This window comes from Steroidobacter cummioxidans, from assembly GCF_003104955.1.
The window spans coordinates 36,652-61,228 of record NZ_LSRW01000008.1 but is presented as its reverse complement, the minus strand read 5'-3'; the positions used below and the strand labels follow the sequence as shown (position 1 = coordinate 61,228).

Here is a 24,577-nt window from a genome sequence, read left to right as displayed (position 1 = left end):
CTTCGCTTAGTTGATTTGGAGCACTTCCGATCTTTCCGGATCCATCCGCCGACGAACTGACTTGCCGAACGTTCACGGAGCGGTCCTTCTTTGGAGACCCACGCTGCGGGTCTCTGACAAGTCGCCCACGGACGCCGGCGCCTTCTCTCGAAGCACGCTCGTCTGCGGCCCAGCGACGACCTGTCGCAGCACAACCCAGGGATCCTCACCAGCGCGAGCTACTGACTCAACGTGATCGCGCACGGCGCTGCGCGCGACTGTGTAACCGGTGGAATAAGCACCTAGATCGTCGACAAACTTGAGGAGCGCTGCGGGGCTGGCGATGAAGGCCTCGCGCTCCAGGCGGAACGTTGCAGTGTTGAACGAGATCACGCCGTCGCGATACTCGCGAAGAATGGGCATCACCGAGAGCGCAAGCTCCGTGACATGGCGATGTACCTCCGCGTGACGCTCGGCCTCTGCGACCGGAAAGCCAGCCATGGGAAAGAGCACGTCGCGCTCGAACGCGAGCCGCTCCTCCGGCGGGAAGGCCAGATCCACTCCGTAGTTCGCAGCCCCTTCACGCAGAACATTGGCGGGCGAACGCATCAGTGCGACGGTCAGCTCGACAGGCAGACCCGCCGGTCCCGCATCCGACTCCATGATGAGGAACTGCGCGTGATGGCCGGGATAGCCTTCATGACACGCCACATCGATCATCTGGCCCAGGTAGGCGATCGCAACCGGATTGACCTTCAGCGTGCTGCGGTGGCCGCCTTCGTACTTGTGCCAGGCGGCGCCGACATCACGTGTGAACTGCACCTCCAGGCGCTCGTCCTGAGGAAGCTGCCAATGCGCAAGCGTTCGCTTGCGGCACTCTTCCATTGCGCGAGCAAATATCTTCTCGCGTTTGTCCGCAGGCACGACGAACTGATTTCGATACTTCGCCACTCGAAACGGCACGGGCCCCGAGCCCGGCAGAAGCGCATCGAGCTGCTTGACGCGCTCAGGTGCGAGACTGGCCTCCTCGTCATAGGCACCGGCGTCGATTCCGTAGACTCGCTTCGCCTCTTCATCGAAGGGCATGCGCGTCTCGGCGGTGAGCATCTGGAGCAACGCCTCGAAGTACCTGAGCTGCTCCTCCAGTGCTCTTGCTCGATCGGCTTGATCCGGCGGCGGCGGATTGCGCTCGTCGTCTCTCAGGAGCTTCAATGCGGAAATGCGCAGCATCTCGCGGGAAGGCGGCTTGCTGTCGTTGCGCGAATCGAGTTCCGCAGGTCCGAAGTACGCATCCACTTCCTTGCGGTCGTGCATGCCTAGTTGCAGGGCGAGCGTGACGAACTGCTGAGCGCGTGCCTCAAGCGGATCCTTCGGCAACTCGGTGCGAGAGCAACCCGCGAGCAACAGGAGGGCGACGCTGCGCATCGCGCAGCAAACAGTACGGCGCATGTGGCGGTTACTCGGTGCGAAGCGCGTCGATCGGATCCAGCAGCGAGGCGCGACGAGCGGGATAACTTCCAAAGATGAGCCCCACCGCTGCGGCTATACCGATGGCGATTGCCATTGCTGCCGCCGGCACGTGTGTGGGCCATCCCAATGACCAACCGACCAGCCGGGCCGCCAGCAAGCCCAGCACCAGCCCCACGATCCCGCCGATGACACTGAGCGTCACCGCTTCGACGAGAAACTGAAGTGCAACGTCCGCCGAGCGTGCACCGGTCGCCATGCGCAGTCCGATCTCGCGTGTGCGCTCGGTGATCGACACGAGCATGATGTTCATGATGCCGATGCCACCGACGATGAGAGAAACGCCCGCGATGCTCGCGAGCAGAGCGGTCATCGTGTCGCTGGCCCGGTCGAGGGTGTCGGCCATCTCCTCGAGCGTCACTGCATCGAGCTTGGGCAGATTCGCCAGCGCAAAGGCCGCGGCTGGCGTGTACAGGCCCTTCGTGAGCGCCTGTGCTGCTTGTGTCTCGACCGTGAAGTCATCGGGCGTCGTGCCGACACCGCCCTGCTGTGCCAGATAATTTCCTGTCGCCGGGCTCGCCTGCGCCCCGCCCACACCGTGACGTTTGCGCAGCAGGCTTTTGATCTCATCGGCGATGCGCGATGTCTCACCCGCCTTCTGCGCAGCAATGGTGATGGTTTGCAGATGCTTGAGCCCTAAGCTCGCCTGCAACTTGCGCCAGGGCACGAACAGCACATCCTTGTGATCCTCGGCGTCGCCGTCCGTGACTCCGGCAATCGTGAACGTCACGTTGCGCAGCGTGATCTGCTTGCCGATGGCGGCGGCCGCGCCGCCAAAGATCTGGTTGGCGAGGCCGCTTCCGATCACTGCCTGATCTGCGTTCTCGTCGAACATCTTTCCCGGCGCGAAGTTCCACGAGTACATCCGCGCGAAACCCGCGCCGATGCCTTGCACACGCGCGAAGGCTCGTGCATCGCCACTCGTCAGGAACGTTCGCACCGAAACGCCCGGGCTGAGATCGGCGATACCCTCGATGCTCGTGCGGATCGCTTCGCTATCCTCAGGCGTGAGCGTGGTTGCCGCACCGGCGCCCGCCACGATGCCGACGCTTTCGCCGCCACGTGTGTAGTTGCCCGCTTTCACGTAGATGAGATTCGTGCCCGCCGAGGCAACCTCCCCTTGCACCGACGCGCGCGCTCCGGTCCCGAGCGCGACCATCGTCAGCACTGCGCCCACGCCGATGATGATGCCGAGCATGGTGAGCAGAGTGCGCAGGCGGTTGCGATTCAGCGAGCGGATCGCCAGACGCACATTGACAGGCAGCAGAGCAAACATTCAGCGAACTCCAGCAATGTGAGGGTTCATTCGGACTTGAGCGCGATGACAGGATCGAGCACCGCCGCGCGGCGGGCGGGCCCGTAGCCAAAGATCACGCCAGTGAGAGCAGCCACCGCGATCGCGAGGATCAGCATCGTGGGAGAGATGGCTGTGGCCCAGTGCAGGCTGTGTCGGACGAACATCAACCCGGCCGCGCCAAGTGCCAGGCCGATGAGGCCGCCAAGCGCAGCCAGCGTGATCGACTCGACCATGAACTGCGTCATCACGTCGTTCATGCGTGCGCCGACTGCCATGCGCAGCCCGATCTCACGCGTACGCGCCGCAACCGAGACGAGCATGATGTTCATGACACCGATGCCGCCGACGAGCAGCGACACCGCGGCGGCGGCAGCGAGCAGAAGCGTGAAGGTGCGACCGGCCTGTCTCAGGCTTCGCGCCATTTCTTCCCACGATGCCTGCTCGAGCTGCGTGACATTCGAGTGCACCGCGCGCGCCAGACGAGGGTCCATACCCATGCTGGGCATTGCGGCGACACCCTGCGTCTCGACGCGGAAGTCATCTAATGTGTCGTCCGGAAGCGAATGGAGATTTCGCAGCTTCTCCTTGATGTCAGCAGCGACACTCGACGTGAACCCCACAGACTTGGTGCGCACCGTAATGACATCGAGCGATGGGCGGTTCAGCAGCTTCTGCGCAAGTGCGAGTGGCACGTGCACCGTAGGCACTACGCTGCCGCCGTCGTCCGGATCGTCGACGATCGCGCCGACGACCTTCACCGCCTGGCCACCCATGTTGATGACCTTGTCCAGGGGAGAAACACCGGGCCACAATCGCGCAGCGACGCTCTGACTCACGAGCATCACCGACGCGGATTGCTTGTGTTCGGCGGCGCTCACTGCACGGCCCGCCGATATCTTCCACGCACGAATGTCTGGCCACTGTGCATCAAAGCCGTGCACACGCGCGATGCGCGCCGTGAGACCAGGCGTTGGCTCTAAAGTGACATTGCCCGACACCGTGGAAGACACTGCGCGCACGTTCTCCACATCGCGCAGCATCTGCAGCTCCGGCTCGCCCAGAGGCGTCGCAGGAGTTCTGTAGTTCGTCTGGCGAGGTGGCCTGTTTCGCACCCGGTCCACCGCCTCGTTGGCAATGGCGTTGCCGGAGCCATCCTCCATCTGGTCTTCGGAAACGAAACCTTCCGCCTGTTCGCCGCCGCTTGTGTCCTGGTCGCCGGCCGCGGTGATGCCCGCCGGGCGATAGTTGCCGGAGCGGATGGTGATCTGGGTGGGCCCCGAGCTTTCGATCTGTTGCTCGATCTTCAGTTGTGCGCCACGCCCGAGGCCCGAGACGATGACCACCATTGCGACACCCACGCTCATGCCACTGAGCGTGAGCAGTGCCTGCAGGCGATTTCGTGTCAGCGCCTTGAGCGCCATGCGTAGAGTGACGATGGCAGTGCCCTCTTTATTCGTGACGCAGCGCTTGAATGGGATCGAGACCAGCGGCCCGATTTGCCGGATACGCACCGGACACGGCACCGAGCACGCCAGCGACCGCGACCGCCAGCACGAGCAGTGAAGGCGAGACCGTCGCCGACCACTGGAATATCTTCTCGAGACCGGAGGACGCGAGGAGCCCGAGCAATCCGCCGAGCACTCCGCCTAACGTGCTGAGCAGCACCGCCTCCAGAATGAACTGAGTCGCAACGTCACTTTTGCGCGCACCGAGCGCGATGCGCAGGCCGACTTCACCGGTGCGTTGAGTCACCGACAGCAGCAGGACATTCATCACGCCGATACCGCCGACCAGCAGCGATACGGTTGCGACACCTGCGAGCAACGCAAGCATCGTCCAGTTCGCACGGCTGAGGGACTGCGACAGCTGCTCGATGGTGAGCGTGTCGACGCTTTGCATGTTGCCGGCCACTACGCGTGCCAAGTCGGGAGGCAACCCCTTGCCCAGCAGTTGCTGTGCTTGCGTCTTCACCGTGAAGTCGTCGGGCATCTGCTCCGTGATGCCATGGCGTTCGCGCAGCAGCGTCACGAGTTCCCCTGCAATGCGCGTCGTATCGCCCGCCGATTTGGTGGTCACCGTGATGGTGTTCAACTTGCTGAGATTCAGCAGCTCGTGCACGGTCGTCACCGGCACGTAGACCGCATCGAACTGATCGTCGCCCGCCGCGGGCTGAACTGCCCAGATGCGGCTGCCGACCACGCCAATCACTTCGAACGATTGATTCCACAGCACCACCGTCTTGCCGGTTGGATCGACGTTCTCGCCGAAGAGCCGATCAGCAACCCACTTGCCGAGAACCATCACGCGCGCCGCTTGTTCGACGTGCTTGCTGGAGAGGAACTTGCCGTACGTCAGCGTCCAACCGCGCCGGATCTGTGGCAGCTCTGCCTCCGTGCCGTGCAGGCGCGTGAACCACTGCTTGGGCTTTTCTGATCCCGCAGACGTGGCAGGTAGCAAAATACGAGCGTTCTCGTGAACCCCGGAGGTCGCGAACTGGATGCCCGGGACTTGCTTTCGTATCGCTTCCGCATCTTCGCGTGTCAGGGTTGCCGCGGCACCGAGACCTGCCATCGAATCACCGAGCCGCTCCTTCGCGGTGGGATGGTCGTGCACGGCATTGGGATCGTCCTCGAAGTGCGCCTTCCACATTCCCGCCGTCGTTCCGCGCTGGACGAGATCACCCATATCACTCCATACCGCGGGAGCCGCGTCGTGATACCACACAGCGGTGCGCAGTGCCGGCTGCACACTCGGGTGATAACTCGCGGGCAACACGTTCGGATCGGAGCGCCGCAGATAGGCTTCATGGCCGGCCGGACCCTGCGTCCCGTCCGGTTTTTGCACTTGATAATTGCCGGCGGTAATCATGATCACGTTCGCACCAGCGGCGCGCAGTTGATCGTTGATCGCATCCTGCGCGCCGCGACCGAGCGCTATGCTCGTCACCAGCGCGCCCACTCCGACCATCACGCCAAGCATTGCCAGGAACGTCTGCAAACGATTCCGGCGCAGCGCTTTGAGAGACAATTCGATTGCGTGACGTGCAGGCAGCATCGTGATGGTGCTCAGGCAGTGGCGATGGAGGCGACCCGCTGGCTTGCGCCGACGGCATTCCCGCCAGAATTCACCACATCGCTCACGATCAGCCCGTCGCGGATCGCGACCGTGCGCGTGCCGTAGGATGCGACCTCTGCGTCATGCGTGATGAGCACGATCGTGATGCCACGCCGCTCGCGCAGTTCCTGCAGCGTGCGCATGACTTCCATGCTCGTCTTCGAATCGAGGTTGCCGGTGGGCTCGTCGGCGAGGATGAGTGTCGGCTCGTTCACGAGCGCGCGAGCAATGGCAACGCGCTGTTGCTGACCGCCGGAAAGCTGGTTGGGCAAATGATCGGTGCGTTCTCCGAGACCCATCACCTCCAGCGCGGCGATCGAGGCCTCGCGACGCTGCGCCGCTGGCTTCACAGGCCGTGAGTAGAGCAACGGAACCTCGACGTTCTCGGCGGCAGTCGTGCGTGGCAGGAGATTGAATCCCTGAAACACAAAGCCGATCTGTTTGTTGCGCACCTCGGCGAGCTCATCACGCGACAGATTCGAGACATCCTTCCCGTTCAGCAGATAACGGCCCTCGGTGGGTCGATCGAGGCAGCCGAGAATGTGCATCATCGTCGACTTGCCCGAGCCCGAAGGCCCGATGATCGTTACGAACTCGCCCGCCTCGATGTCGAGTGAAACGCCTCGTAAGGCATGCACGGTGTTCTCGCCCAGTGCATACGATTTCTTCAGGTTCTGGAACGAAATGACGGGCATGCGCTGTCCTTCAGACTTACTGTTCGTTACATCGCGATTGAGGTGTCACCAGCGGCCTGGGACACGAAATGTTCTTTTTCAGTACGGGCCTACGTCATAGCTGACCGGTGCCGGGCGTCCCCATCGAGTGCCCTTCGTGGCCCTCGTGACCCTTCGGCGCCGGCTTCGCAGGCGAATTCGCAGGTGCGTGCGCGGTGTCGTTCACTAACTTCTCCCGCCCTTCGCCCATCAGCGACGTTGCAGGGAAAGCGAGCGCTGCGGGCTCGCCGCGATAAACGAATCCGAGATGAAGCGTGGTGCCTTCGGCCTTCACGCCACTTACTTTGCCCACCCAGGCATCGCCGCTATCGCTGATTGCCATGTCGATGTCCTGGCGCGTGCCCCCGCGCTCAATTTCTGCCGCGACATCCGATACGACTGATGCGGGAAGATCGTCTCGGGCAGCATTGGACAGCCACAACTCCACGTTGCCGGCGGATGTCAGCACCACCTCGTAGTGCAGATCGAGGCCGTACATCAGGACGACTCCGCCGTGATGCGGGTTGTGATCGCCGTGAGGTGCGTCCTGTGCGTGAAGCGATGTGGCACAGAGGCCCAATGCAACAGATGCCGCAAGCAGCAGGCGTGAAAGTCGATTACGAGTGCGGGAACGCGCCTGGGGCTGCGATGCGCGCGCGGCGCGGGGAGTGGGCCTCGCCCCCGTGTCGAGGGAGGTGATGTTGAGCGCAACGTGCCGCGAATCCGCGATCACGCGCAGCAGGGAATGTTTCATCTGGGTGCCTTCTTCGTCGTCAGTCCCGAGCCAGGAAAACATGTGTCGCGGACCACTCTCGTGATCGCGGCGCCTCTCCCCAATCCCGGGTACCTGAGAGCTTTCCGCGCGCAGTTAGCGCGTTGCCCCGGCGGTGGACGCACGTGGTCGCGTCACCCTTCAGACGGCAATGTCGGATGTGCAGTACAGGGACCTGAGTGTTTGAGATGCGCCTCGGTGAGGCTACGTCCCTGCTGCCGCCTGCTCTCCTGCAACTCCACCGATCGACTCGAATGTTCTGTTAGTTGTTACCTCAACCGATCAACTGTCGCGATGGTTGATTGCAAACCGTATGCCACTAACGCTGCAGGTCTGTCTCGGCGTGAGTACAGCCTTGGCATTCTCTAAATAAAAACACCGGGGAAAAAAATTGCGTTGTTTTAATTTCTTACCGGGTCGTTCCGGGCGGCGTGCACGACTTACCAAACAAGGGCTTTTCGCACTCGTACAGCGCGGCGCACCAAACAACTCGACCTAGGAATGTGCAATGCAGCGACCGCCGCGATACTTGGATCTGGAGATGCGCCAATACTGGGCACCCTCGCACCGAGGCGACTTGGTAAGTTCTTTGTTCAACGGTGCGAATCGCAAGCGACAGATATCGGTGCAGATCGTCGCAGCCTGAAGATAAACGTTCTAACAAACGCACCCACGGAGCAAGTTATTTGCACCGGACCGGGCCAGAGTGAACCAATGAGTCATGATCCTCCAAGCCGGACCCGCTCGGGGCGCAGATAGAGTAGCTAGCACCTCTGCGGAATTTCCTGCTACTCCGAGGAGCGCTATTCCTGCCGTTTGAATATCATTCCTCCATGGTGAAGCTCGTCCCGACTGACGAACGTTCCATCCGCGGTAAAACCCGTGTCGTCCCAGTATTCGATGTGATTTCCCTTGATCTCGTATCTGCCCTGATACGCACTGTGCCGAGACCCGCGCGCCTCATCGTAGCGTCCATTCGACCGAAGCTCCTGGCGAATATGTCCGTCTGAGGTGACCCACATGCCGACATAGGGATGTTGTTGTGACATCGCTCTTTCTCGTTCATCTTTCGTTACGGTGCCATCGGCGTTGGAGAGCGCCGATGGCAGGCTTGCAAGGTCCGGCGCCGCAATCCGGCGTAGCACGTCGCCATACACGGCCAGGTCGAGAAATGCGTTGACTTCGGTTGCTTTACCGCCCGCCATGCGAAGAATCCACACGTAGCGGTTCCGGTATGGCTGACCATCGCGTGCGACGCCTTCGCCCTGCCAATTGATGACGACGTGCTCGCCGTCAGCCCAAACCCGCTTGGATACAGGGCGCACGGCAACGCTCATGCGGCTCGCCAAGGGACGCACTGCGTGTGCGATGAAGTCATCGCGGCCTCTGTACGTGCCTGCACCCGGGCCTGATCCTTCGATCGTCCAAACAATGTCGGGGGCGAGTATCTCGTTGAAGAAGTCCGACCCGCCTGCCGCCCAACGATCGAGCGCTGCCACGACGATCTGCTTGTTACGCTCGGGCTCGGCCGCTGCCCGAGCTGTCGTCGTCACTTCCGCGTTGGCGAGGAACATCGCCGCCGGTGCAGACACGAGCAGGACACCGCAGGCCAGATTGGCCATTGTGGTAGCGAAGCTGCCGCGTGCCATCGCTCTAACCCCGACCTTGTACATTTGCCCCGCCGCGGATGAGCTGTTGGGCCATGGGTCGACCGATAAAGCGCTCCGGGAAGATTGGCGGGAGCATGCTGGCCTGGTCCAGTCTGTCGAGCTGCTCAGCGTCGAATGAAATATCCAATGCGCCGAAATTGTCCTGCGCTTGTGCCAACGTGCGGGCTCCCATGATGGGCGATACGACTGCGGGATTGAGTAATGTCCACGCGAGCGCGACCTGTGACCGCGATGCATTCAGTTCTTTCGCGACGGTGCCGACCACCTCCGCGATCTGGAGCGAGCGCTCATTGAGATGACCGGTGGACGCGATGACACCCTTTCTGGTCCGAGAAACATTCGCTTCGTTTTCGTCAGAAAGGTCCGAGCGACTGTATTTGCCGGTGAGAATGCCGCCGCCCAGTGGCGACCAGGGCAGCACTCCGAGACCCAGCGCCTGTGCCATGGGCAGCAGCTCGTACTCGACGGTCCGCTCGACCAGGCTGTACTCGACCTGCAGCGCGATCAGGGGCGACCAGCCACGCAGATCGGCGAGCGTCTGCATCTGGGCGATTCGCCATGCGGGCGTGTTGCAGATGCCGGCATAGACGATCTTGCCCGCCCGCACGAGATCATCCAGTGCGCGCATTACTTCCTCAGGCTGAGTAGTGAAGTCCCACGCGTGCAGGTACAACAGATCGATCCGGTCAGTGCCGAGCTGGCGCAGGCTCTGCTCGACCGAGCGCAGCAGATTTAACCGGTGATTGCCGCCGGAGTTGGGATTTCCTGGCTCACGGGCCATCGTGAACTTCGTCGCGAGCACCAGCCGATCGCGCCGGTCTCGCATGAATTCGCCGAGCAGGCGCTCAGAAGCCCCATCCGTGTAGTTCACCGAGGTGTCTACGAAATTGCCGCCGCGGTCGATGTAAAGATCGAAGATGCGACGCGCCTCCGTCGCATCGGCGCCCCACCCCCAATCTTTGCCGAAGGTCATGGTGCCGAGCGAGAGCGGTGAGACGCGCAGTCCAGAGCGGCCCAGCAGTCGGTAGTGGTCCAGTGATCTCATCATGAAGTCCTCCATCAGCGGATATCGTGTGCTGTGGAGACAAGATAGGCGGCATCCGCCCGAAACAGAACTTGCTGCGCTCTGAACGCTCCGGTAAGTTTATCTAACCAATGCCAGTCGATCTCAACCACGTTGCCGTGTTTCTTGCGGTTGCCGAAGCGAAAAGCTTCACGACTGCTGCTCGAAATCTTGGCGTGACGCGGTCCGCCATCAGTCAGACGATCCGCCGAATGGAGAATCGCCTGGGGATCGCATTGGTCCAGCGCACCAGCCGCAGCGTGAGCCTGACGGAGGCCGGAGAAGCCCTTTATCGGCGTGTAGCGCCCGCAGTAAGCGAGGTCGGCCTCGCGCTCGAAGCGACACGTGATCGCGACGCAGCCCCTTCGGGCCTGCTGCGGGTTGCAGTGTCCTCTATTGCCGAGCGCTTCATTTCAGGCCCGTTGCTCGCGAGCTTCGTTGAAAGCTATCCCAGCATTCAGCTCGACATCACCATCACGGATGAGGAGTTCGATATCGTCTCGGAACGCTACGACGCAGGCGTCAGGCTCGGAGAAGTCATCGAGCAGGACATGGTCGCCGTGCCGGTTTCGGCCAAACAACGGCAGCTTGTCGTTGGCGCCCCCTCGTACCTTGCACGCACGCGTCCGCCGAAGCACCCGACGGACCTGACGCAACACCGTTGCATCGGCTGGCGGCCCTCGCCACGCGCCGAGCCTTATCGGTGGGAGTTCGAAGAGGACGGGCGCGAATTCGACGTAGCCGTGAATCCGCAGGTCGCGACGAACGATATGTGGGTGATGCTGCGCACAGCCGTCGCTGGCGGCGGTCTCACATTCGGCATGGAAGAGACATTCCGGCCCTATATACAGCGCGGCGAACTGGTGCCACTACTGCAACGCTTCTGCCCGCAATTTGCTGGCTTCTATTTGTATTTTCCAGATCGCAGAAATCTGCCTCCCAAACTGCGCGCGCTGGTGAATCACGCTCGCTATTCGAGCCGCTCATCCCAGCAAAAGAAGTAAGGCGCAGTGAGGACTGCCTCGGAGCGAAGCGCCTCTCTTGCGCTCCAGATCGTTCTACGGAGCGAGGCGATAAGCATCTATCCGCCCCATCGCCCCATCCACGACGTACAGAATCCGATTCGAGGACAGGGCGAGATGCCCGGTCCGTGGCGTGCTCCAGACGGGCTGGTGGCTGCTCAGGTCGATGGCATAGGTCGCCGCACTGCTGGATAGAAAGATCATGTTGTCGGTGAGCACCAGATTTCCGATCGGCAAGGATTCCGAAGCATCGCTCGGCGACCACGCCCATAGCAGTGCGCCACTGGCCTCATCGCGCGCTTCCAGTTGCCGGGCGGCATTGTTGCTCACATAGATGGTGCCGTCAGCCACAACGGGATTGCTCCTGAACTGTCCCGCGACACGCCAGGTCTCGCCTGCATCGGCGACGCTGTAACGGATCAGGTGGTTGTTGTGTTCAAGGTCGCTGAAGCTGTAGATACCGTCGACCACGATCGCCGAGCCGTTGCCCAACAGCACCGGTGCGATGTTGAGCGCATAGCCGCGCGAGTTGATCTGACTGTTGGGCACAGTCAGGGCGCGCTCACCCGTGCGCCGGTTCAGCACAACGAACTCGAAGCCGGTATGCGCATACGCGTAGTCATCATCAACGGCTGGGGTCCAGAAATGATACTGCCGCAGGGGAGCATGCCACCGCTGCGTGCCGGTCAGCCCCTTGAAGGAATACATGCCACCGTAGTAGCCGCCGTTGGTGTAGACGTAGCCGTTCTTGATGGTCGGCGCGAGATGGCTTTCCGATTGCGAGCTGAAGGGAGTCTGGAATAGCCGGGCGCCAGTCCCGATGTCGAAGGACCACATGAAAGTGTCATTGTGTCCTGTGGTGGTAACAAACACTCGACCGGCCGAGACGGCCGGATGATTGAGCGCATGCCGATTCCCGAAGTCGTGACTCCAGGCGACAGTGCCATTGGACTCGTTGAGCGCATACAGGGTCGGTGTGGTGCCGTTGCCAGCGCCAGCTGTAACGACAACTTTGCCTGAGCCTGTGGTGGCGGGGCTGAGGCGGGCGATGTCGCCTGGCGCGCTCCAGCTCCAGCCTGTGGTGAACGTGGCCGCGTTCAGCGTGGTCGGGACGTACCCCGTGTGATCCGGGTTACCCTGAAAGGTCTCCCATTCGGGGAGCCCGGACACGGACGGCACCGGCTGCATCAAGGTTTCCGGCGTGACCGTAAGGGTGTACGGAATCGAGACTGGCGAGCCGGGCACCTGGGCGTATGTATCGCAATAACTGGAATAACAGAGCATCAGGTCGACTGTGCCCGAATGAGTCCCGGGCGCATCGAGTGGGAGCGCGCTCAACGAGATAGTGAATCGCTGCTCGTCCCGAGAAACGATCTGCACGGCGGGCTGAAAACGTCGCTGCTGATCGACGACTGCGAAGCCGCCCACTTCGAGGCCAGCAACAACCTGAGCCGCCAGCGAGACAACCAGAATATCGCCGGATTCGACGCTGCCTTGGATGGCCGACGGCGTGATCACCGCGGCCGGCGGCGGAGGCGTAACGGTGATTTGATAGGTCAACACGAACGGCGTCGTCGTAGCGGTGCTGCGGCAGTCGGCGTCCATGCACAGGTGAAAATTCACTCGGCCGCTGTGCTGACCGACAGGCAGATCGCGACGCGTGCGGAAGGTGATGTACGCCAACGATTTGGAGCTGGACGCAACATCGAAATTGCTTTCCAGAAAGCGTCCCCCGTCCTGCAGTCCCACGTGATCAATTGTGTCGATGGCCTCCTGACTCAACGTGGCCGTCACGGAGAAAGAGCCTCGGGCACCTTGCGATATGGTAATCGAGGCGTCGCCCGGAGATAGCGATAGCAGCGGCGGCTTGGATGTGCCGCCGCCACCCCCACCTCCGCCACAACCGGAAAGCGTGAGCAGCACGACCACGAGTGAGATCAAACGAGCCGACCGGAATGCTTCGAACACTGGAGTTCCCTGCGCTGCCTATTCGCTTCTCCCTGTCTGTTGTTTTGTCGATGGGAGAAGCGCGCGATGTTAGCACTGCGCCAGGCTCGTCCCCGATCGGCATAAAAAAGGCGCGACACAGCTCTCGCTGTCCGCGCCGTTTCAATCACGGGCGATGGCTCGGCCACCGCCCGGTTGCACTATCCTCAGAGCTTGGCGACCTTGCCGCTCTTCATCACGAAGCTCACACGCTCCAGCTCGGTCACGTCCTGCAGCGGATCACCCTTCACGGCGATCAGATCTGCCAACTTGCCGGTGGTCAGTGCGCCCACTTCGTGGTCGATCCGGTTGTGTTTGGCACCCCAGACGGTGGCGGAGCGGATCGTATCCAGCGGCGAGAAGCCAGCGGACACTAGCAACGCGAATTCCTTTGCGTTATCTCCGTGAGCCGACACGCCCGAGTCAGTACCGAATGCAAACTGCACGCCCCCTTCTCGGGCACGACGCGCCATGTCCACCATCTTCGGACCGGCTTCGAGCGCCTTGTCGCGTACCGCCGGCGGCATCCAGCTAGCGGTCTTGGCACGCTCAGCCACGGTGGCGCCGGCAAGCAGCGTCGGCACAAGATAGGTCTTGTTGGCCTTCATCAGCTTGATGGACTCGGCATCCAGGTAGGTGCCGTGCTCGATGGAGTCCACCCCGGCGCGCAGGGCGGCGTTGACACCGTCGGTACCGTGCGCGTGGCACACCACACGACGACCCAGTGCATGGGCGGTTGTGACAATCGCCCGCAGCTCATCATCCTGCAGCTGCTGGCTCAGGCCCGCAGCGGTGTTCGACAGCACACCGCCCGTGGACGCGATCTTGATGACGTCAGCCCCACGCTGCACCGCCTGGCGCACGGCGCGACGGCAGTCGTCCGCACCAGAGCAACGACCGGGACGGGCAAACAGCTCAGTGATGTCTGGACGATAGCCATGCACGTCGCCGTGACCGCCGTGCGCACCCACGCCACCCGCAGCGATGATGCGCGGGCCGAAGGCGCGACCGGAATTGATGGAATCTCGCAAAGCCATGACGGCATCGGAATCGCCGCCCAGATCGGCCAGAGTGGTGAAGCCCGCGTGCAGGCTGCGCTGCGCGTACATCAGACCATCCAGCGCGCGATCGGCGGCGGTCTTCTTCACTGCATCCAGTTCTGAGGTCGGCCCACCTTCGGAGGTGATGTGCACGTGGCTGTCGATCAGACCGGGCAGCACGAAGCTGTCACGCAGGTCGATCGTGTTGCCGCCCTCGGGCGCGCTGTGATAGCCATTGCGCACTTCCAGGATCTTGCCGTTGGCAATCACCAAGGTCCGTTCCTGCTCCACCCGGCCATTGGCAGGATCGGCCAGCAGACGACCGGCCTGCACGAATACCTGCTTGTCCTGTTCAGCGGCAGCCGCGCTCTGCGCCCACGCAGTGGCGCTCATGCCCATCCCTAGCAAGGTGATTTTCAAAAGACGACGTAGCGCCGAGTTTGTTGTCATGGTCATACCTCTGCTGGTTGAGATCTTTGGCTCTACACAGCTCGACCGGATCGAAATCGATCCCGCTTCGGTGAGCGTGTGCAGCGCCATCGATGGATCGTTCGATTGTGCCATCGTCCCTGGCGCACGGGACAATGTGCTCGCAAATCGACCCACAATTGCAAAGCTCACAACGAAAAGCGGCCTCACGCGCAAAAAACTTGCACCGACAGTGCCGCGAACGCGTCGCCTTGGTTTCATCGATTGCCGAATTCGCTGCGTTCAAGTCTGCCGATGCACGGCCGATACGTCCTGAGGCGCTGTGTGCGCCTTTCTGACTTCTGCCCAGACTCGACATGCACCATTTGAATACCCAGTGGCTCACGCCTGCGCTGCTCGTCTTACTGACGCTCTCCGGTTGCGATAACGATCCGCGTCGAGGATTCCCACGACCCTCACCAGAGCCGACGGACAATTCCGCCACTGTCACCAAGTCGACAACCGGCACGGTCGCGGCCGTCGTGGGCGGCGGGGCGCAAACCCTCAGCATCACCTTCAACGCATCCGACGCCAAACCGCTGAGCGATCTGTCGGTCACCGCGGGCCTTAGCAGTCTGCCCTTGGGATGGACGGGGCCCTCCGTCTTCACTTGCGCGACGGTCACGACGGGCAGCGGCTGCGTGCTGAATCTCAGCTACGCGCCGAACGCCATCGGTAGCGGCACGCTGGAGTTGAGTTACCAATACGTCAACGACGCCAAGACCACCAAGACCGGCACGATTGCAATCCCTTTCGCAGCGACCACCACCAATAACGTGGTCGCGACGGCAGCGCCGAGCGGGCAAATTCAAGCCATCGCTGGCAGCGGCACGCAGTCGTTGCATCTGACCTTCACGACCGACGACGGCAATCCCGCGCACCAACTGCAACTCACCAGCGCTCTGACCAGCCTGCCCTCCGGCTGGACCAGCAACGTGAGCACATTCACATGCGCCACGGTCAGCACCGGCAACGGTTGCCAGCTCGGATTGGTGTACGAGCCGAGCAGCGCCGACGCAGGCACGCTCACTTTCGAATATTCCTATGAGGACAATTCGGGCACGGCCAAGACGGGCACGGTGAGCGTGCCCTATGCCGGCACTTCGCAAAACAATCTGGTGGGCACCGTCTCACCGACCGGACAGATCGCCGCCGTTGTGGGTGGCAGCCAGCCCGTCGACATCACGTTCACCAGCGACGACGGCCGCACCATCACTGGCATCAGCGTCACTTCGGATCTGAGCGCGTTGCCCACGGGCTGGAGCGCCTCGGCGCCCTCCTTCACCTGCGCGAGCGCGAGCACGGGCAACGGTTGCCAGCTGCACTTGACGTACGCCCCCTCGGTTGTCGCCAGCAGCACGTTATCGCTGAACTATGCATACACCGATAACTCTGGCGGTGCGAAGAGCGGCAGTATCAACGTTCCTTTTGTCGCAACCGTCGACAACAACGTGGTCGCCACCGTGTCACCGACCGGCCAGGTGATCGTGCCCATCAGCGCCAGCAAGAACGTCGACATCACGTTCACCTCGGACGACGGCCATCCGGCCACGAGCTTCGCCATCGCCAATCTGAGCGCGTTGCCCGCTGGTTGGAGTGGCCCGAGCTCATTCAGTTGCGCGACGGTGAGCACCGGCAACGCTTGCCAGCTCGCTTTCGCCTATGCGCCGACGGCTGCGACCACCGGCACGCTGACACTGAGCTACAGCTATATCAATCACGCAGGCGTGACGAAGAACGGCTCGGTGAATATCAACTACGTCGGCCACCAGCAGCACGTGTTCGCCGCCGACGGTGGGCGGACCCTCTCTTGCCCGGTCCACAGCGATGGCGGGGTCGGGGCTTGCGTCCTCGCAGGCGCGCCGGCGCTGCTGGTGTACGGAACGATAGCCCGTGGAGATCGATTGTATGTGGCCGATCAGGCGACCGGGCAATTACGGTTCTGCGAGATCCAGGCAAATGCGACGCTCGATTATTGCGATCCCAACGGCAGCCCCATGGGCATATTCAACACTACCCGCTGGCTGACCATCGCTGGCGACCTGCTGTATGCCGCGGGCACCAGCGACGTCCTCCAATGCGAAATCGACCCTGATGGCAGAGTAAGCAATTGCACGTCTGCTATGGCCGGCGACTTCGGCGGCATCGTCGTCACAGCCAGCCGCGCCTACATCGCCCAGCCGAGCACCAACCAGATCGCAGTCTGCGATTTGCTGCCGAGCGGTAGCATCGGCGCCTGCCAAACGGCCGGGATCGGGCTCAGCATGCCCACGGGCATCGCCCTCTCCGCCGATGAGACCCAGCTGTATGTCGCCAATACGATCGGCAATAGCGTCAGCCGATGCACGCTGGGCGCGGACGGATTGCCCTCGGCGTGCGTCACAGAGGCAACCCAGCTCGGCGCCTGGAGCATCGCGCTCAACGGCCAGTACGCCTATATCGGCAGCATTGGCGGCGGTTTGTTGAAGTGTTCGCTCGCAGGCGATGGCAGCCTCTCGAACTGCACGACGACTGCAACCGGCGGCCAGCCTTACAGCGGATACCAGATGATCGTTCACTAGGACTCCCGCAACGACGCGGCATTCGAAACCGGGGCGGGATCCCAACACCGCCCCGTGGCTGCGGCCAAAGGCGCACGTATTTATCGACATCACAGCAGCCAATCGATCGGCAACGCGGCAATCAAGGCGAGCGCCAGCCGCTGCCCGGCATTTGTGTGAGGCTCGATACGATACGCTTTGCTTCCTTCTGCAGTCGTTTCGACCCATTGCAGGTGATCGTTCTGGTCGAGTTGCACTCGATACGAATGGACGGGCACCTGCGTTGCAAAGAATTGATTGAGCCGCCGGGCGAGCTGAGGACTGTCGAGCAGCAGCCCCATCTCGGTGTTGAGATAGGCGGAACGCGGATCGAAGTTGAACGACCCGACGTAGACGTAACGTCCGTCGATCTCAAAGGTCTTGGCGTGCAGACTCGCTGCGGAGCTGCCACGTGTCAGTCGCGCGGGCGTTGGCTCGACGCGCTTCAGTTCATAAAGCTCCACACCCGCCTGTAGCAACGCTCTACGACGCTTGGCATAGCCGGCGTGAACCGCGGCGACATCGGTCGACGCGAGCGAATTGGTGAGCGCGCGCACCCTGACGCCCCGCCTCGCCAGCTGCGCAAGATCCTTCGTTCCCGTGATCGCAGGCACGAAATAGGGTGAAACCAAGTCGAACTGCACGCGTGCCTGCCCAGTCAGCTGTAGCAGCCGCGGCAGCATGAGCAACTCCTTGGGCGGCTGTGCATGCAGCACTTTCGCCGGGTGGTCGGAAACGAGCCGCGCGTCGACCCATTCCATCGTAAGTCGACCTTCCTCAAACTCAGTCAAGAACCCGCTGTGCTCCAGCGCTTCGAGGTACTGCGTCGCGGCTGGTCTGGAATGCACTGTTGCGAAGGCGGCCTTGAGGTCGAGGATCGCATCGGTCGAGGCCCTGCCCAGCAAGCTCTCGACGGGATGCGCCGACTCACTGTTGAAGTACAGGTCAAAGTCGTTCGACACTTCGGACGCGATCGGGCCTACCGCCATCACGTCAAGGTCGGCAAATCTCATCGCACTGCTGGCGTCGAAATATTCATCGCCGATATTGCGGCCGCCGACGACACTCACTTCCTTGTCGACCGTGAACGACTTGTTGTGCATGCGCCGGTTCACCCGGCGAAAGTCGAGGATATAGTTGATCCAGCGCAGGCGACGATGACGCAACGGATTGAACAGGCGCACCTCGATGTTCTCGTGAGCATCGAGCGCGGCGATTGTGTCGTCGAGACCGGCCGTGTTGTTGTCGTCCAGGAGCAGGCGGACATGTACGCCGCGTTCCGCAGCATCCCACAGCACTTCAAACAGCAGAAAGCCAGTCACATCGCGGCGCCAGATGTAGTACTCGACATCGATCGAGCGCTGTGCCACGGCCGCAAGGAGCGCCCGCGCAGTGAAAGCGTCCTGGCCATTCTCCAGTGCGTAGATTCCGCTCGCGCCGGGATGCGCGCGTAACGTCGGTTCGATTGCCTGGTGAAGGCGAGTGGCTTGCCTGTCCGCTATCGAGAACACGCCTTCAGTCGAAAAGGACATAGGCCGACTGTTCAATATCAGGTGGCCGGGGACTCGAGTGCTCAGCTCGGAGGGACCACCGCGACGTCGCAATTGGATCGCTCCAGTACCAGTCGAGTGACGCTGCCCACAACTTGCTCCGACAGCCAGGAGCGGCCCTGCTTTCCCATCACGATCAGCGTGCATTGATTCGCAACCGCACGCTCACAGATGTTTACGCGTGCATCGCCAATCTGTACCGTACTGAGTACAGGTTGTCCAAGCGCAGCTGAAGTCAGCTCGGTCATACTTGCATTCGCCTCTCGCTGCAGCTCATCCGTGTAAGCCGTGACCTCGTCCTCAGCAATGCCCGCGTTGCGCAATCTCGGCTTGAGGGAGGCGTCGAGCGCATGGAACACATGTAGCGTCGCGCCTGGCGCCAGTTCTGACGCGAACTGCAGCGAGGGCGCGGAGTATTGTGAGAAGTCGACAGGCACGAGCACGTTGTCGTAAGGGATCTGCGGATCCTGCTTCACGACGAGCATGGGACACTCGACCATCCGCGCGATGCGCTCGGCCGTGGAGCCAAGGATGAAGTCACGCAATGGATTCACGCCGCGCGGCCCCAAGACCAACAAGTCGCTGCTCGTGCTGATCGCGAGAATCTCGTCCATCGCCGGCCCCTCCCGCAGCAACCGGTCATTGACCACGCCTCCGGCAGCCAAAATGTCCTCGGCGAGCGATTGGAGGGCGCGCTGGGCCTCGAGCCGCAGCGGCTGCTCTACCTCGAATGATGGGGAGCGACGCAGTAGCGATTTGGCAGTCGAAGTGTCGACAACGTGTAAGAGATCCAACGTAGCACCGAGCTCTTTAGCGAGCACTCCGGCACGCCTCGCGGCTCGATGGGCCGAGAAGGAGAAATCAGTGGCGGCGACGATGGCACGAATAGAAGGAGTCATGGATGCTGTACTCGCTTCGGCGTTTGCCTCGTTCTCACGCAACGCACGCGGGCAAATCGAAGGTGGAATTCGCTTGATTGGACCAAGGCCCCCTTGACTGATCGAAGGGCCGCGCCCTGCTCGCCCTCCCTGGCGCGTCCGTCAAGGCAACGCCATGAGGAGCAGAATGACTCCCGCGCCGATCAAGGCGAACACCCAGATGAGATCGACATTGATCCAGCTGCGACGTAGGAAGGCGAGGCCCGCCCACTCATACACTACGATGGCGATGGCGCCGGCCGCTGCAAGCATTCCAAGCGTGTGAACGCCGAGTGCCGCAAGGGCGGTGCCAGCTGACGGTCCGAGTGACGAGAATGCCGCCATGTGGTGCGAATGTTCGCTATGCGCATCTGCGATGGGCATCCCCAACAGCACCGGGATCAACATGAGACCTGCGCCGTGGGCTGTCGCCATCAGAAACGACCACAGCAAAAGTTGGGCACCACTCACCTGCATTCCCGCGCGCCCGCGGTGACGAGCGAGCAGGCGGTACAGGCCGAACGCAATGAGCGCGACCGCCGCGCTTATCTCCAGCACGGTGATATCAAAGAAGACACGCAACACACTGATCGCGACGATGACCGCTGCAACCGACAACGCGTGGCCCGCAGCGATCGGCAGCAATGCCTGAAGCACGGCGCCGCGGCTTTTACGCTGAAGACCGAGTGCGACGGCGAACAGCCAACCCATCGCCGGGTTCAGGCCGTGAAAGGCTCCCAACCCCGCGAGCGCCATCCACGGCCATGCCTCGCTCACAGCCTGCGCCGCGAAGACGGTGCCACCCTCGATGCCTGCTGAACGAAGACACGCGTCATGGATAGCAGAACGTGTCCGACGACGAGTCCCCACCCTGCAGGCGAATTTGATGCGTGCGGAAGCCCTCTTCCGCCGGCAGGAAGAACTCCGGATCGAGCGTCAGCCCACCGTTCGGGTCTGCATCGCACTTCACCATCCAGCCTTTGATACCTTCCGGATAGAACTGCGCGTCCCATGCGCGATAGAGCCCATTGGTGAAATAGACGCGTCGGCCGTCGCGGCTCACTTCCACCATCTGCGGGCCGCCGTTCAGCGGCCCGCTTGCCGGATGCGGTGAATGATTCACGATGCCACCCAGCCGGATCGAGCCCGTGAGCCGCGGATGAAACGGATCGGAGACGTCGTACTGACGAATCTCGCCCGTGCCCCAGCACGACACGTACAGGAATCGATCATCGAGCGACAGATTGATATCCGCGATGAGCGGCGGCACTGCCTTGAACCCTTTCAACAACGGCGGCAGTTGATCGGGCTCAGCGGGTTCCGCTGGAATCTCGATCACCTTCTGCGCCGCCCACTGGCCATTCGAGCGATGCCACAGCCACACAGACGATGACAAATCCTTCAGACTGATCACCACGCCGACGAAACCGTATGGCTTGGTCGGGTCGCGCGCCTGGCGCAGCTCGAGCACGAGCTGCTGTTCCGCGCCGAGATCGATCGCCTGCAGGTGCTTGCGCCGACGCAAATCCCACACGTGCAGTTGGTGCCCGTATTTCGACCCGAGCAGCAACTCCGGCACGAGCCCATTCTCGATCATGTTGGGCGTGCCCCATTCGCTGGTGATCTGTATGTCATGACCGAGATGCCACGCGAAGTCATAAGCGAGTTGCTGCGGGCCACGGTCCACTTCCCAGCGGCCGAGCACGTCGAACGCATCATGATCTAGCAAGAAGATGCCGCCCGGGCCTTCGCCATCCGGCGCGCCAAGCGCACTCACATAGATGCCTTCCGGACCGCAATGCAGAGTATGCGGACGTGAGTATCCGGCGCGCTGATGAACTTCACCGGGCTCGATCACCTTGACCATCTGCGGTGCGCGTGGATCGGACTTGGTGTCGAGGATATGAATGCGCGACGAGCGCAGGCCCGGCACGATCAGATAGCGCCGCTCGACGTGCGGATGCGGTGCGTAGGGACACAGCGCGGAGCTGCACGCATTCCATCCGAAATGATGCAACTCATCGCCTGCATTCGGCATCGGGACGCGGTTGATGAGCTCGCCATAAGTGGATGATTGCGGATCGAGATCAACGACGCCGAGCGCGTCGGGCTCGTTGCCTTCGACATTGAGAATGGCCATATAAGCAAGCTTCTCAGCTGGAGCCTGCATCGCCATTCGCGCGGACGGATAGAACGTCGGATCGGGTGTCCAGGTTGCCATGGCGCCTCCGTAGCGGTCGAGGCACGAGCGTGCACCGGAGGAGATATGCGTACGCCCATGCCCGTCGACCGATGTCACGACGAGTGGGATGAGAGGAGAAGTGCGCCGCCTCCGCAGGCGGATATTCTAGGTCAATCTGATTGACCGGTCTGCATGGGTCGTGAGGTTCGCAGTGCCACAGCGCTGCGTAGGAAGATCAGCAGCACCTGAGCATTGAAAGCCCGCACGCGTCTGAGCCGCTTCAGGCTTCACCATTTACGGTCCGTTCCAACTCGCGAGCGCTCCGTGCAGATGCTCTGCCAGCAATCACCTCACGCGCCCTCGACACAAGAGTTCATCTCCTAGCCATTGGGCAACAGCACGATCTTGCCGACCACGCCGCCTGCGCCGAGCATCTCGTGCGCGCGGCGTGCCTCTTCTAGCGGTAGCCGTTGCGCGATTATGGGCTTGATCTTGCCTTGTTTGAGCAGGTCCAGCAGCGCCGACAGATCCTGGCGGAACCAGGCCGGTTTGAAGCGCATCAGCCACTGGATACTGTAGGGCACCATGCTCTTTCGACCGGGCTTGAACCAGTTGCGAAGGATGTATCCCCCAAGCTCAGTGGACTCGCGAAACGGATGCCGTCCTTCACTGTGGGATGCCATCCGCCCTCCCCGCATCTTCGACTGGAAGCCATAGGTAACCACGCGACCGCCCTCACGCAAGGCGTCACGCGAGCGCCAAAGATTGTCTCCGCCGATTCCGTCGAACACCGCATCAACGCCACGCCCCGTGAGGCGATGGATTTCCTGCACGAAGTCGGAATGTTTGTAGTCGATCGGGATGCCGCCGAGATCCCGCACCGCCGGAGCGGCTTGCTCGGAACAGGTACCGAACATTTCGACACCGGCCAGCTTCGCCAGCTGCAGCATCGCCGTGCCCACGCCACCCGCAGCCCCATGGATCAACATTCGCTGCCCCGGCTGGGCCTTCGCCGACCGATGCAGCATCTGATACGCAGTGATGTAGTTCAACACGACGGCGACTGCCTCCGCCGCATCCAGCCCTGCGGGCACCGCAACGACCCTACCGTGGGGGACGCACACGTACTGCGCGTAACACCCGTGGATGGGCATGGCAGCTACCGTCTGGCCCAGCTGGAAGTCCGTAACACCCCGGCCGAGCTGATCGACTGTTCCAACAAGGTCCCAGCCAGGCGTGTAAGGCACCCTAGGCGTTTCGGGATGAACCCCCTCGCGCGCCAGTACGTCCGGCAAACCGACTCCCGCCGCCAGCACCTTGACGCGCAACTCCCCGGCGCCCGGGACGGGGATTTCCTCTTCGATACTCGTGATGACTTCCGGGCCACCGTAGTGAGCCACGAGAATTCGCTTCTGGCGCATGCTGCTAACCACGGCCGGTCAAGATCTCGTTGACATGTTCCACCTCCAGGTCGTTCGGAAAGTGGCGTGCGATGCGGTCGGCGTGCACCTTACCACGATATAACCGTAAGGCTCGCGAGCGTCACGCTGCCGTCTCGTCGCTTAGGCTCAGCGGCATGGCGCGTTAGGCACGGTTCGATTTGCTGCTATGGGGCCGCTCGTTTCCGTCATCATGCCGACCTTCAATCGCCGGGAGTTTCTGCAGCCGGCGATCGAGTCCTTACTCAATCAGGCTTTTGCACACTGGGAACTCATCATCGCGGACGACGGCTCGGACACTGATACGCGGTCGTATCTGCACAGCTTGCATGCGCCGCCACGAGTCAAAGTCATCTACCTGCCACACAGCGGCAGACCTTCCGTGACGCGCAATGCCGCGTTGCGCGAGGCGCGCGGAGAGTATGTCGCGTTTCTGGACTCCGACGATCTGTGGCTGCCGCGCAAACTGGAAATGCAGATGACTTCGTTGGCCCGCCACCCCCAGCGCCAGTGGAGTTACACGGCTTTCGCCCTCGTCGACTGCGCCGGTCAGCCCAAAGAGCTACGCCACGATGCCAAGCGATCCGCCCCTTCCGGCTGGATCATGGAGCGGATGCTCAAAGACGAAATCGTCATCGCGTTACCCAGCGTGGTCGTGGCACGGCAGTTGCTGGAGCAACTGGGCTCGTTCGATGAGACATTGGTCATGTGCGAAGACGACGATCTGTGGCTGCGCTTGGCGGCACACAGTGAGATCGATGGCATCGACGAGCCGCTTACCCTGGTTCGCCGCCATGGACAACATGGTGGAGACGACATCACCGCGTGGCGGGACCGCCTACGGGTGTTCGAGAAAGGTTTGGGAGTAAACGGCAACCCCGATGTGAGTTGCATACTCCACAGGCTGCGGGCGGAGATGGCTGGCGGACTCGCGAGAAGCCAGGCGCGTGGCGGAATGCGCATCGGTGCGCTACGTACCGTCGCGGCAAGCGCGCACTATTCGTGGCGATATCGCAAATGGTGGCTGGAGGTGCTGGCGGCACTCGGTCGGGCATTCGCCCCCGCGGCGATGGGTCATGTCGTTCGCAGGTACCGCAACGGAAGGCGCGCGCAACGGCGCTAATAAAACCAGGCCGTCACATTTCGACCATCAATCCTTGATGACAGGAGATACTGCTCGCGCAATAATCCGAGCCGATCATTCCGACCAACGACTCACACCAAGAATTTAGACCAATAACTTAACCAAGGGACGTCAA

At 62.0% G+C, this 24,577-nt stretch carries 18 protein-coding genes and 1 pseudogene; 3 read left to right on the top strand and 16 right to left on the bottom strand.

What is annotated here, in order from left to right; all coding sequences use genetic code 11:
- Nucleotides 1-72: 72 nt before the first annotated feature.
- From D0550_RS05810 to D0550_RS05775, 9 genes and pseudogenes are all read right to left on the bottom strand, one after another.
- On the bottom strand, nt 73-1,428 hold the full coding sequence (locus tag D0550_RS05810; protein WP_153067055.1) for a hypothetical protein: 1,356 nt from the start codon (nt 1,426-1,428) through the stop codon (nt 73-75).
- 7 nt (nt 1,429-1,435) lie between these two features.
- Nucleotides 1,436-2,782 carry an ABC transporter permease gene (locus tag D0550_RS05805; protein WP_116808168.1) on the bottom strand — a complete coding sequence of 449 codons (1,347 nt, stop codon included), beginning with the start codon at nt 2,780-2,782 and terminating at the stop codon, nt 1,436-1,438.
- Between the two features lie 26 nt (nt 2,783-2,808).
- Nucleotides 2,809-4,314: an ABC transporter permease gene (locus D0550_RS05800; RefSeq protein ID WP_153067054.1), complete on the bottom strand. Its 1,506-nt coding sequence runs from the start codon at nt 4,312-4,314 to the stop codon at nt 2,809-2,811.
- Nucleotides 4,253-5,857: an ABC transporter permease gene (locus D0550_RS05795; protein ID WP_116808166.1), complete on the bottom strand. Its 1,605-nt coding sequence runs from the start codon at nt 5,855-5,857 to the stop codon at nt 4,253-4,255. Before D0550_RS05795 ends, D0550_RS05800 begins: the two co-directional genes overlap by 62 nt.
- Nucleotides 5,858-5,868: 11 nt before the next feature.
- Nucleotides 5,869-6,612: an ABC transporter ATP-binding protein gene (locus tag D0550_RS05790; RefSeq protein WP_116808165.1), complete on the bottom strand. Its 744-nt coding sequence runs from the start codon at nt 6,610-6,612 to the stop codon at nt 5,869-5,871.
- A 94-nt stretch (nt 6,613-6,706) separates the two neighbouring features.
- Nucleotides 6,707-7,384: a hypothetical protein gene (locus D0550_RS05785; RefSeq protein ID WP_153067053.1), complete on the bottom strand. Its 678-nt coding sequence runs from the start codon at nt 7,382-7,384 to the stop codon at nt 6,707-6,709.
- Nucleotides 7,385-8,205: 821 nt separating this feature from the next.
- Entirely contained in the window at nt 8,206-8,547 is a 342-nt protein-coding gene (locus tag D0550_RS36790) for an Atu4866 domain-containing protein (protein WP_349770703.1), read from the bottom strand.
- A pseudogene (locus tag D0550_RS36785) lies at nt 8,536-9,051 on the bottom strand (nuclear transport factor 2 family protein); the annotation flags it as partial. The gene D0550_RS36790 and the pseudogene D0550_RS36785, both read right to left, overlap by 12 nt.
- A 4-nt stretch (nt 9,052-9,055) precedes the next feature.
- On the bottom strand, nt 9,056-10,120 hold the full coding sequence (locus tag D0550_RS05775) for an aldo/keto reductase (RefSeq protein WP_116808212.1): 1,065 nt from the start codon (nt 10,118-10,120) through the stop codon (nt 9,056-9,058).
- 107 nt (nt 10,121-10,227) lie between these two features.
- Between D0550_RS05775 and D0550_RS05770 the strand changes: the two genes are divergently transcribed.
- Nucleotides 10,228-11,139 carry a LysR family transcriptional regulator gene (locus tag D0550_RS05770; protein WP_116808162.1) on the top strand — a complete coding sequence of 304 codons (912 nt, stop codon included), beginning with the start codon at nt 10,228-10,230 and terminating at the stop codon, nt 11,137-11,139.
- 54 nt (nt 11,140-11,193) lie between these two features.
- Here the strand turns inward: D0550_RS05770 and D0550_RS05765 are convergent, their stop codons facing one another.
- Nucleotides 11,194-13,125: an outer membrane protein assembly factor BamB family protein gene (locus D0550_RS05765; RefSeq protein ID WP_153067052.1), complete on the bottom strand. Its 1,932-nt coding sequence runs from the start codon at nt 13,123-13,125 to the stop codon at nt 11,194-11,196.
- A gap of 185 nt (nt 13,126-13,310) precedes the next feature.
- Complete coding sequence (locus D0550_RS05760) at nt 13,311-14,576, bottom strand: metal-dependent hydrolase family protein (RefSeq protein WP_206606112.1); 1,266 nt, start codon at nt 14,574-14,576, stop codon at nt 13,311-13,313.
- Between the two features lie 392 nt (nt 14,577-14,968).
- On the opposite strand from D0550_RS05760, the gene D0550_RS05750 reads away from it, so the two are divergent.
- Nucleotides 14,969-17,212, top strand: a complete 2,244-nt coding sequence (locus D0550_RS05750; protein ID WP_116808158.1) for an SMP-30/gluconolactonase/LRE family protein — start codon at nt 14,969-14,971, stop codon at nt 17,210-17,212.
- Between the two features lie 89 nt (nt 17,213-17,301).
- On the opposite strand, the gene D0550_RS05745 is transcribed toward D0550_RS05750, so the two are convergent.
- The 5 genes from D0550_RS05745 to D0550_RS05725 all read right to left on the bottom strand — a co-directional run bounded on the left by D0550_RS05745 (nt 17,302) and on the right by D0550_RS05725 (nt 23,300).
- Complete coding sequence (locus tag D0550_RS05745; RefSeq protein ID WP_116808157.1) at nt 17,302-18,762, bottom strand: phospholipase D family protein; 1,461 nt, start codon at nt 18,760-18,762, stop codon at nt 17,302-17,304.
- Nucleotides 18,763-18,803: 41 nt separating this feature from the next.
- Entirely contained in the window at nt 18,804-19,679 is an 876-nt protein-coding gene (locus D0550_RS05740; protein ID WP_153067051.1) for a universal stress protein, read from the bottom strand.
- Between the two features lie 141 nt (nt 19,680-19,820).
- Nucleotides 19,821-20,453: a hypothetical protein gene (locus D0550_RS05735; RefSeq protein WP_206606111.1), complete on the bottom strand. Its 633-nt coding sequence runs from the start codon at nt 20,451-20,453 to the stop codon at nt 19,821-19,823.
- 76 nt (nt 20,454-20,529) lie between these two features.
- Nucleotides 20,530-21,918 (bottom strand): selenium-binding family protein, encoded by a 1,389-nt coding sequence (locus tag D0550_RS05730; protein WP_116808154.1) that lies wholly within the window; start codon nt 21,916-21,918, stop codon nt 20,530-20,532.
- A gap of 341 nt (nt 21,919-22,259) precedes the next feature.
- Nucleotides 22,260-23,300, bottom strand: a complete 1,041-nt coding sequence (locus D0550_RS05725) for a medium chain dehydrogenase/reductase family protein (RefSeq protein WP_116808153.1) — start codon at nt 23,298-23,300, stop codon at nt 22,260-22,262.
- A gap of 187 nt (nt 23,301-23,487) precedes the next feature.
- Here D0550_RS05725 and D0550_RS05720 point away from each other — a divergent pair, with 187 nt between their 5' ends.
- Nucleotides 23,488-24,441, top strand: a complete 954-nt coding sequence (locus tag D0550_RS05720; RefSeq protein WP_116808152.1) for a glycosyltransferase family 2 protein — start codon at nt 23,488-23,490, stop codon at nt 24,439-24,441.
- The last annotated feature ends 136 nt before the right edge of the window (nt 24,442-24,577 follow it).